Origin of the sequence: Isoptericola sp. NPDC060257, from assembly GCF_042726645.1 — a bacterium.
Taxonomy (GTDB): domain Bacteria; phylum Actinomycetota; class Actinomycetes; order Actinomycetales; family Cellulomonadaceae; genus Isoptericola; species Isoptericola nanjingensis.
In genome coordinates this window covers 1-8463 of record NZ_JBHXAW010000199.1, presented here as the reverse complement: position 1 = coordinate 8463, position 8463 = coordinate 1, and the positions used below count along the sequence as shown (strand labels likewise).

The window sequence follows — 8463 nt, the reverse complement described above, 5'->3', positions numbered from 1 at the left end:
GCCGACCAGCAGGGCGTGGACGCGGTGCGCGGCGCGGGGCCCGTTTCGGGCACGGGGCCGCCGCGCCGTGGTGTGGATCCCGGCACCCGCGACGACGAACGCCAGGCTCGACCAGGTGTCCGCGGACCACGCCATCTCCCCAGTCAAGGAGGCGGGCGGCCTCCTCGCCGCCCGGGACCGGCGGTCAGGAGAGCCCGCGGCGGCGCTCGTACCGACGTCGCGCGGCGTCGTGCGCGGCGCGCAGCAGGCCGAGGACGGCGTCGCTCGTGCGCTCCCCCGGGTTCACCACGCACACCCACCCCAGGTCCCCGTACAGCGGGTGCGGGAGCAGGACGTCGGGGACGACCGCGTCGTGCTCCCGGCCGCCCACGAGCTCCCTCGCCCGCTCGCGGCCCACGTGCACGTTGACGCGCCACCGGTCCGGCCGGTCGAGGTCGCAGGAGACGTCGTCGGGGTAGTTCTTCGTGACGAGCGTGCCGTACGGCTGCACGGTGGTCGGCACCTGCCCGTCCGGGGCGTAGTAGAAGAACGCGTCGCCCCACGCGATCTCCGGCGTCCCGTCCCCCGCGCGGGGCTCGAGGACGAGCGCCCCGTCGAGGCGCCGCACCGTGTCGACGATCTGTTCCATACTCGTGCTCATGGTTCAAGCGTGACCTTGAAGTGCTTCTGTGGGGTGAGGATGGACCGTCCGCTGCGTACCGTCGACGTCGCGCGCGCCGCCGGCTACTCCGTCCAGCAGGTGCGCGACCTCGAACGGCTCGGCGTCCTGCCTCCCGCCCGCCGCGCGCCGAACGGGTACCGCACCTACGACACCCGCCACGTCCTGGCCGCCCGCGCCTACCGGGGGCTCGCCACCGCCGTCGGACCCGTCGTCGCGCGACGCACGACGGCCGAGCTCCAGGGGGCGCCCCTCGCGGGTGCCGCCGCCGCGGTCGACGACCTGCACGCCGGGCTCGCCGCCGAGCGGGCCCAGACCCTCCAGGCGCTCACCGCGCTCGACGCGATCCGGAGCGAAGCCGCGGCGCCCTCCCCCGGGAGCAGCCTGACGATCACCGAGCTCGCCGGCGCGCTCGGCGTGCGCACGTCCACGCTGCGGCACTGGGAGGCCGAGGGGCTGCTGGAGCCCCAGCGGGTGGGCTCCCTCGGCGCGCGCGTCTACGACGTGCCCGCCACCGCGACCGCCCGCGTGGTCGCCGCCCTCCGCGCCGCCGGGTACGGCATCCCCGCGCTGCGCGCCGTGGTGGCCGCGCTGCACGGGCTCGGCGGCACCGCCGAGGCCGAGGCCGCGCTGCGGGAGCGGCTGGACCGGATCGCGGTGCGGTCCGTGGCCCTGATGAAGGCCGGTGCCGACCTCGCCGCCGTCCTGGACGGTGCCGAGCGCGCCCCGTAGCCCGTCCGGCGTCGCGGGGCGGGACCGGCGATGCTGGGAGCGTGAGCGATCCCCGCACAGGCTTCCGCCGCGACAGGATCGTGGCCGGCATCCACGTCGTCGTCGACGGGCCGTCCGACGCGCCGCCGCTGCTGCTCGTCCACGGGTCGGGCGCGACCGCTGCCAGCTGGTCGCCGACGATCCCGGCCCTCGCCGCGTCCCGTCGCGTCCTCGCGATCGACCTGCCCGGCTGCGGCCGCTCGGCCTCCGCGCCCCCGTACGACGTCCCCGCGCAGGCCGACCGCGTCGCGGCGCTCCTCGACGAGCTGGGCGTGACCGCGCCCCGGGTGGTCGGGCACTCCAGCGGCGGGTACGTCGCGACGGAGCTCGCCGTGCGGCGACCGGACCTGGTCGGGTCGCTCGTCCTGCTGAGCACCGGGCCCGCCCCGGACGCGATGCTCCCGGAGGCCGCTGCCGTGCGCGTCCTCATGGGGCGACCGCTCGGCCCGCTGCTCTGGCCGCTGCGCACGACGGGGATGCTGCGCCGCGGGATCCGCTCGGTGACCGCGCACCCGGTCGTCGTGCCCGAGGGCTTCCTCGCCGACGTGCGCCGCACCCGGTACCGGGACTTCCGGCGGATCATGGACGGCTACGCGGCCTACCTCGCCGAGCGGCCGCTGCCGGACCGGCTCTCCGCGGCGGGCGCCGCGCCGCTGGTGGTCTTCGGCGACGCCGACCCGCGCTGGGACCCGGCGTCGGCGCGCCGGTACGAGGCCGTGCCCGGCGCCCGCGTCGAGTACCTGGCCGGGGTGGGGCACGTGGCCGTGCTCGAGGACCCCGGCGGCGTCAGCCGGCTGATCCTCGGCACCGTCTGACCGCCGCGGGTACGTGCCGGGGCCCGGCGACGATCGCTCGTCACCGGGCCCGGGGCGGTCGTGCGCCGACGTCAGGCGGGCGCTGCCTCGGCCGCGTCGACGCCGTCGAGCGCGTCCAGCTCGGCCAGGTCCGCGGCGACGATCTCCGCGATCTGCACGGCGTTGAGCGCCGCGCCCTTGCGCAGGTTGTCGTTGGAGACGAACAGCACGAGGCCGCGCCCGCCGGGCACGGACTGGTCGGTGCGGATGCGCCCGACGAACGACGGGTCGGCGCCCGCCGCCTGCAGGGGCGTCGGCACGTCCGCCAGCTCCACGCCCGGCGCGGCGGCCAGCAGCTCGCGCGCCCGCTCCGGCGTGATCGCGGCGCCGAACTCGGCGTGGATCGCCAGCGAGTGCCCGGAGAACACCGGCACGCGGACGCAGGTCCCCGCGACGGCCAGGTCGGGCAGGCCGAGGATCTTGCGGGACTCGTTGCGGAGCTTCTGCTCCTCGTCCGTCTCGCCGGAGCCGTCGTCCACGAGGTTGCCCGCGAGCGGCAGCACGTCGAACGCGATGGGTCCGACGTACGTCGAGGGCTCCGGGAACGTCACGGCCCCGCCCGAGTGCGCCAGGCCCTCGAGGTCGCCGGCCACGGCGGCGCGCGCCTGGTCGGCGAGCTCCTTGACGCCGCCGAGCCCCGAGCCGGACACCGCCTGGTAGGTGGCGACGCGCAGCCGCTCCAGCCCGGCCTCGTCGGCCAGCGGCTTGAGCACCGGCATCGCGGCCATCGTGGTGCAGTTGGGGTTCGCGACGATGCCCTTGGCGGCGTCGGCGATCGCCTCCGGGTTCACCTCGGAGACGACCAGCGGCACCTCGGGGTCGAGCCGCCACGCGGACGAGTTGTCGATGACGACGGCGCCCGCCTCGGCGAACCGGGGCGCGTGCTCGCGCGACGTGCCGCCGCCCGCCGAGAAGATCGCGACGTCGACGTCCGCGAGGTCGTCGGTGGCCGTGGCCGCGACGTCCTCCACGACGACGTCCACGCCCTCGAACGGCAGCGTGCTGCCCGCCGAGCGCGCGGACGCGAAGAACCGCAGCTCCTTGACCGGGAAGGCGCGCTCCGCGAGCAGGCGGCGCAGCACGCCGCCGACCTGGCCGGTGGCGCCGACGACGGCGACGTTGATCCCGGACTCGTTGATCTGGACCATCAGCGCGTCACCGCCCCGAGCCTGCGTAGACGACGGCCTCGCCGTCGGCGGAGTCCAGGTCGAACGCGGTGTGGATGGCGCGCACCGCGTCGTCCAGGGCGTCCTCCCGGGTCACCACCGAGATGCGGATCTCCGAGGTGGAGATCATCTCGATGTTGATGCCCGCGTCGCGCAGGGCGCCGAACAGGCGCGCCGAGACGCCGGGGTGCGACTTCATGCCCGCGCCGACCAGCGACAGCTTGCCGATCTGGTCGTCGTACTGCAGCGACGCGAAGCCGAGCTCCTCCTGCAGCGCGTTGAGCGCCGCCAGGGTGCTGGGGCTGTCGGCGTGCGGCAACGTGAAGGAGATGTCCGTCAGCCCGGTGTGGGCGGCCGAGACGTTCTGCACGATCATGTCGATGTTCGCGCCGGCGCCGGCCACGACCTCGAAGATGCGGGCCGCGGTGCCGGGCTTGTCCGGCACGCCGACGACGGTGATCTTGGCCTCGCTGCGGTCGTGCGCGACGCCGGAGATGATCGGGGCTTCCATCTGGGTTTCCTCCTCGGCCGCCGGGGCGTTCGGGTCGATCGCGTCGCCGTGCGTGCCGGTGACGAGGGTGCCGGTGGTGTTGCTGAACGAGCTGCGCACGTGCACGGGCACGTCGTAGCGGCGCGCGTACTCCACGGCGCGCAGGGCCAGGACCTTCGCGCCGGACGCCGCGAGCTCGAGCATCTCCTCGTAGGTGACGCGGTCGATCTTGCGGGCGCTCGGGACGATGCGCGGGTCGGCGGTGAACACGCCGTCGACGTCGGTGTAGATCTCGCAGACGTCGGCGTCGAGGCCGGCCGCGAGCGCGACCGCCGTCGTGTCCGAGCCGCCGCGGCCGAGCGTCGTCACGTCGTTGGTGGAGCTGACTCCCTGGAAGCCCGCGACGATCGCGACCTGCCCCTTCTCCACCGTCTCGCGGATGCGGTGCGGCACCACGTCCACGAGCCGCGCGCGGCCGTGCACCGCGTCGGTCATGAGGCCGGCCTGCTGGCCGGTGAAGGACTTCGCCTTGACCCCGAGGTTCGTGATCGCCATCGCGAGCAGGGACATCGAGATGCGCTCACCCGAGGTGAGGAGGATGTCCAGCTCGCGCTGCGGGGGGAGGGGGGTGATCTGCCCGGCGAGGTCGAGGAGCTCGTCCGTGGTGTCGCCCATGGCGCTCACCACGACGACGACGTCGTTCCCCGCTCGCTTGGTCGCGGCGATCCGCTTCGCCACGCGCTTGATGCTGTGGGCGTCGGAGACGGATGATCCGCCGTATTTCTGCACGACAAGTGCCATGTCACAACCTTCTGCTGGCCGGCCTCCGTCTCTCTCAACGGTCCGCCGGGGCTTGTGCTTGCCCGTCGATGGTACGTGCCGTCCCGGCGGGCCCACCGCCGCCGTCTCGCATCGTGGCCTCCGTGAGCACCCGGCACCACCGGCGCCGTGCGGGCCGGGTCGTCCCGCGCGCTCCGGGCCGCGCGACGGCACGAGCCGGTCTATGTTGGCGTCGTCCACCTGCCATCCGTGCCAGGAGACCGACCGATGACAGCACGCCGCTGGACATCCGCCGCCGCCGTCGCCGTGGCGCTCGCGCTCGTCGCCGCCGGGGCTCCCGCGACCGTGGCGGTGCCCCACCTCCCGGCGCGGTCCGCCGCGACCACCACTGCGGGAGGCGGCGCGGGCGGCGACCCGTCCGCCGTCGAGGCGACCGTCGAGGTGACGCCGGCGGCGCCGCCCGCCCCCGGCACCGCCCGCACCTTCGGCTCGGACGAGACGCGGGCCACGAGCGACGACGTCGTCACCGCCGCCTCCGACGTCAGCGGGTTCGCGACCGTCGGCGTCACCTGGTCGGGTCCCGCCGACGCCGACCTGGACATCGCGGCCCGCACCTCCGACGACGGCGGGGCCACGTGGTCGGCCTGGAGCCCGATGGAGGTCGAGGCCCCCGATCCGGACGCGTCCGAGGGCGGGTCCGCGCCCCTCGTCGTCGGGGCGGTGGACCGGGTCGAGGTGGCGGTCGGGAACGTGGCGGCCGAGGACGTGCGCGACGTCGAGCTCGTCGCCGTCGACCCCGGCCGGGGCGCGGTGGACCGCGCCGCCGCGGACCCGTCGCTCGACGACGACGGCGCCCTCTCGCCCTTCGGGAAGGGTGCCGGCGGCGTCGTGCGGCTCCCGGGCGCGGTGGCGACCGGGGACCAGCACGACGGGCCCGCCATCCGGTCCCGCGCCGACTGGGGCGCCGACGAGTCCCTCATGACCTGGACCCCGCGGCAGGGGCAGGTCGAGGGCGCGATCATCCACCACACCGCCGGGACCAACAGCTACACGTCCTCGCAGGTGCCGTCGATCATCCGTGGCATCTACACGTACCACGCGAAGACCCGCGGCTGGGGCGACATCGGCTACAACTTCCTCGTCGACCGGTGGGGCCGCATCTGGGAGGGACGCACGGGCGGCGTCGAGCTCGAGATCGTCGGGGCGCACGCCGTGGGGGTGAACGACGAGACCGTCGGCGTGTCGGTCCTCGGCAACTACGAGCAGGCCACCGTCAGCGACGCGGCCGTCCGCGGCGTCATCGACCTGCTGGCCTGGAAGCTCACCCTGCACGGCGTCCCCGCCCGCGGCCACACCACCCTCGACGGCTCGCGCGAGGCCCGGATCTCCGGGCACCGCGACGTGGGCAGCACCGCCTGCCCGGGAGCCTCGATCGACCGGCGCATGACCGAGATCCGCAGCAAGGTCGCGCACGACCAGGCCAGGTGGGGACACCTGTGGAACGCGAGCACCGGGTACCTCGTGGAGTACCGGCCGCACGCCTCCCGCGACGAGGTGTGGTTCGTCTCCGGCAGCACCCGGCACCTCCTCACGAGCACCCGGGCTCGCGCCGCGCTGGCGGAGCGGCTCGGCCGGGCCTCGTACGCGAGCCGTACGTTCCTGACGAGCCTGGAGCGGGGCACCGACTTCGACTCCCGCTGGGCCCGGGTGCCGTCCGGCCGCTACGTCATGCTCGACGGCAACGGCGACCTCATGTGGGCGACCGCCTGCGGCACCGTGCGCCACTGGGGTGGCGACTGCACCGACCCCCGGATCCCCGACCGGGCCAAGAACGCCTTCGACGTCGAGCCCATCTCGTTCTTCGCCCGGTCCGACCGGACGGGCTACCTCTACCGGGTCCACGACGGCCGCAGGGAGCGCGTCTACACGAGAGCCGCCTGGTGGCGGCTCACGCGTGCGGTCGGCTGGAGCGAGCTGCGGGACGTGAAGGTCACGTCAGCGCTGTTGAACGAGCTCCCCGCCGGCCCGTCGCACCGCTAGGCGCCGGTGACGACGTCGTAGCCCAGCTTCACGATCAGCGCGCCCACCACGACGACGAAGATGACGCGCACGAACGCGCTGCCCTTGGCGACCGCCATCCGCGCCCCGACGTACGCGCCCACGAGGTTGGCGGCGCCGATCATCAGCCCCAGGCCCCACAGGACGGCGCCGTGCGGCACGAAGAACAGCAGCGCGCCGAGGTTGGTCGCGAAGTTGACGATCTTGGCCAGCGCCGACGCCGGGAGGAAGGCGTACCCCAGCACGCTCACCAGCGCGATGACGAGGAACGTGCCGGTGCCCGGGCCGAGCAGTCCGTCGTAGGCGCCGATGACGAGGCCGATGCCCGCGGCCGTCCAGCGGTGCCGGTTGCCCTCCCAGCGGAGGTTGTCGTGCGCGCCGAGCTTCGGCTTGAGCACCGTGTACGTGGCCACGCCGATCAGCACGACGAGGATGATCGGCTTGAACAGGTCGGCCGGGATGCGGCTCGCGAGCGCCGCACCGCCGAACGCCCCCACCAGCGCGGCGACCGCCATCGGTCCCGCCGTCGTGAGGTCCGGTCCCACCCGGCGGTAGTACGTCACGGCGCTGGTGGACGTGCCCATGATCGAGCCCAGCTTGTTGGTGGCCAGCGCCTGCACCGGCGAGATGCCGGGCACCAGCAGCAGCGCGGGGAGCTGGATCAGGCCGCCGCCGCCCACGACGGCGTCGACCCAGCCGGCCGTGAGCCCGGCCAGCACGAGCAGCACGATGGTGAGGGTGTCGAGGTCGGGCACGCGGGGAATCCTCGCACGGCACCCCGGTGGACCACCGCGTCAGGAGTGCAGGGCGTCGTACTCCGCCTCGGCGGCGACGTCGTCCGCGACGTCGAGCCGCAGGTGCGCCAGCACGCCCTGCAGCACGCGCAGCGCCGACGACGCGCGCTCGCCCCACACCGACAGGTAGCTGAACTGCCACCACCACAGGCCCTCGAGCTCGTGGCCGTCGTCGAAGTGCTGCAGGCCCTTGGCGATCTCCTCGGCGACGCACGCCAGGTCGCCGGACAGCGTCGCGGGCGCGACGTCGGCGCTCAGCGCCGGGTCGGACACCTCGACGTAGTCGTCGAAGCCGTCGAACATCCGCGCGAGCGCGTCGCGCAGCGGGTCCACGTCGGTCTCGGGGCCGGCGTCAGGCTCCCACCGTTCGGCGGGGACGACGTCCACGATGGCCGCGAGCCGCGCGCCCGCGGACAGCAGGTCGGACGTCGCGAGGATGAGCAGCGCGATCTCCGCGCCCGGTGCGGCGCCCGACGCGACCTGGGTCGTCGTCGAGAGGAACGCGCGCGCCTGCGCGGACATCTGCTCGGCGACGTCCCGGAACTCCGATCCCGCCTCGATCTCCCCCACGGTGCTGCCCCCTCCCGCCGCGGTGGCGGCGTCGGTGATGCGGTCGGTGCGTGTCTCGGGTGCGTCTCGGCTGGTCAGCCGCCGACGACCCGCCGGCCCTCGAACGCGCGACCGAGGGTCACCTCGTCCGCGTACTCCAAGTCTCCCCCGACGGGCAGACCCGACGCGAGGCGGGAGACGGTGACGCCCATGGGCGCGATGAGCCGGGACAGGTAGGTGGCCGTCGCCTCACCCTCGATGTTGGGGTCCGTGGCCAGGATGACCTCGGTGACCGTGCCGTCGGCGAGGCGGGTCATGAGCTGGCTGATGCGCAGGTCGTCGG

Annotated in this window: 9 protein-coding genes; 3 read left to right on the top strand and 6 right to left on the bottom strand. The window is 74.6% G+C overall.

Annotation, left to right across the window (positions count from 1 at the left end; genetic code table 11):
• Window positions 1-184 precede the first annotated feature (184 nt).
• Window positions 185-640 carry a DUF6194 family protein gene (locus tag ACFWEK_RS15410; RefSeq protein ID WP_430554589.1) on the bottom strand — a complete coding sequence of 152 codons (456 nt, stop codon included), beginning with the start codon at window positions 638-640 and terminating at the stop codon, window positions 185-187.
• A gap of 39 nt (window positions 641-679) precedes the next feature.
• On the opposite strand from ACFWEK_RS15410, the gene ACFWEK_RS15405 reads away from it, so the two are divergent.
• Both ACFWEK_RS15405 and ACFWEK_RS15400 read left to right on the top strand, forming a co-directional pair.
• Entirely contained in the window at window positions 680-1390 is a 711-nt protein-coding gene (locus ACFWEK_RS15405) for a MerR family transcriptional regulator (protein ID WP_430554588.1), read from the top strand.
• Between the two features lie 41 nt (window positions 1391-1431).
• Window positions 1432-2244 (top strand): alpha/beta fold hydrolase, encoded by an 813-nt coding sequence (locus ACFWEK_RS15400; protein ID WP_430554587.1) that lies wholly within the window; start codon window positions 1432-1434, stop codon window positions 2242-2244.
• Between the two features lie 71 nt (window positions 2245-2315).
• Here the strand turns inward: ACFWEK_RS15400 and ACFWEK_RS15395 are convergent, their stop codons facing one another.
• Together ACFWEK_RS15395 and ACFWEK_RS15390 are read right to left on the bottom strand one after the other, a co-directional pair.
• Complete coding sequence (locus tag ACFWEK_RS15395; protein ID WP_430554586.1) at window positions 2316-3431, bottom strand: aspartate-semialdehyde dehydrogenase; 1116 nt, start codon at window positions 3429-3431, stop codon at window positions 2316-2318.
• A 7-nt stretch (window positions 3432-3438) separates the two neighbouring features.
• Window positions 3439-4740 carry an aspartate kinase gene (locus tag ACFWEK_RS15390; RefSeq protein ID WP_430546077.1) on the bottom strand — a complete coding sequence of 434 codons (1302 nt, stop codon included), beginning with the start codon at window positions 4738-4740 and terminating at the stop codon, window positions 3439-3441.
• A gap of 246 nt (window positions 4741-4986) precedes the next feature.
• On the opposite strand from ACFWEK_RS15390, the gene ACFWEK_RS15385 reads away from it, so the two are divergent.
• On the top strand, window positions 4987-6759 hold the full coding sequence (locus ACFWEK_RS15385; protein ID WP_430554585.1) for a peptidoglycan recognition protein: 1773 nt from the start codon (window positions 4987-4989) through the stop codon (window positions 6757-6759).
• Here ACFWEK_RS15385 and ACFWEK_RS15380 read toward each other — a convergent pair.
• From ACFWEK_RS15380 to ACFWEK_RS15370, 3 genes are all read right to left on the bottom strand, one after another.
• Window positions 6756-7532 carry a TSUP family transporter gene (locus tag ACFWEK_RS15380; RefSeq protein WP_429766615.1) on the bottom strand — a complete coding sequence of 259 codons (777 nt, stop codon included), beginning with the start codon at window positions 7530-7532 and terminating at the stop codon, window positions 6756-6758. The genes ACFWEK_RS15385 and ACFWEK_RS15380 overlap by 4 nt on opposite strands.
• Window positions 7533-7571: 39 nt before the next feature.
• A complete protein-coding gene (locus tag ACFWEK_RS15375; RefSeq protein ID WP_430554584.1) occupies window positions 7572-8141 on the bottom strand; it encodes a DUF5063 domain-containing protein in 570 nt (189 codons plus the stop codon).
• 74 nt (window positions 8142-8215) lie between these two features.
• The coding region (locus ACFWEK_RS15370; RefSeq protein WP_430554583.1) for a toprim domain-containing protein at window positions 8216-8463 on the bottom strand (248 nt) is incomplete at its 5' end.

Bases quoted from the DNA above. Each gene is read 5' to 3' on its own strand.
- ACFWEK_RS15410 (WP_430554589.1), bottom strand. From the start codon at position 640: ATGAGCACGAGTATGGAACAGATCGTCGACACGGTGCGGCGCCTCGAC.
- ACFWEK_RS15405 (WP_430554588.1), top strand. From the start codon at position 680: ATGGACCGTCCGCTGCGTACCGTCGACGTCGCGCGCGCCGCCGGCTAC.
- ACFWEK_RS15395 (WP_430554586.1), bottom strand. From the start codon at position 3,431: ATGGTCCAGATCAACGAGTCCGGGATCAACGTCGCCGTCGTCGGCGCC.
- ACFWEK_RS15390 (WP_430546077.1), bottom strand. From the start codon at position 4,740: ATGGCACTTGTCGTGCAGAAATACGGCGGATCATCCGTCTCCGACGCC.
- ACFWEK_RS15385 (WP_430554585.1), top strand. From the start codon at position 4,987: ATGACAGCACGCCGCTGGACATCCGCCGCCGCCGTCGCCGTGGCGCTC.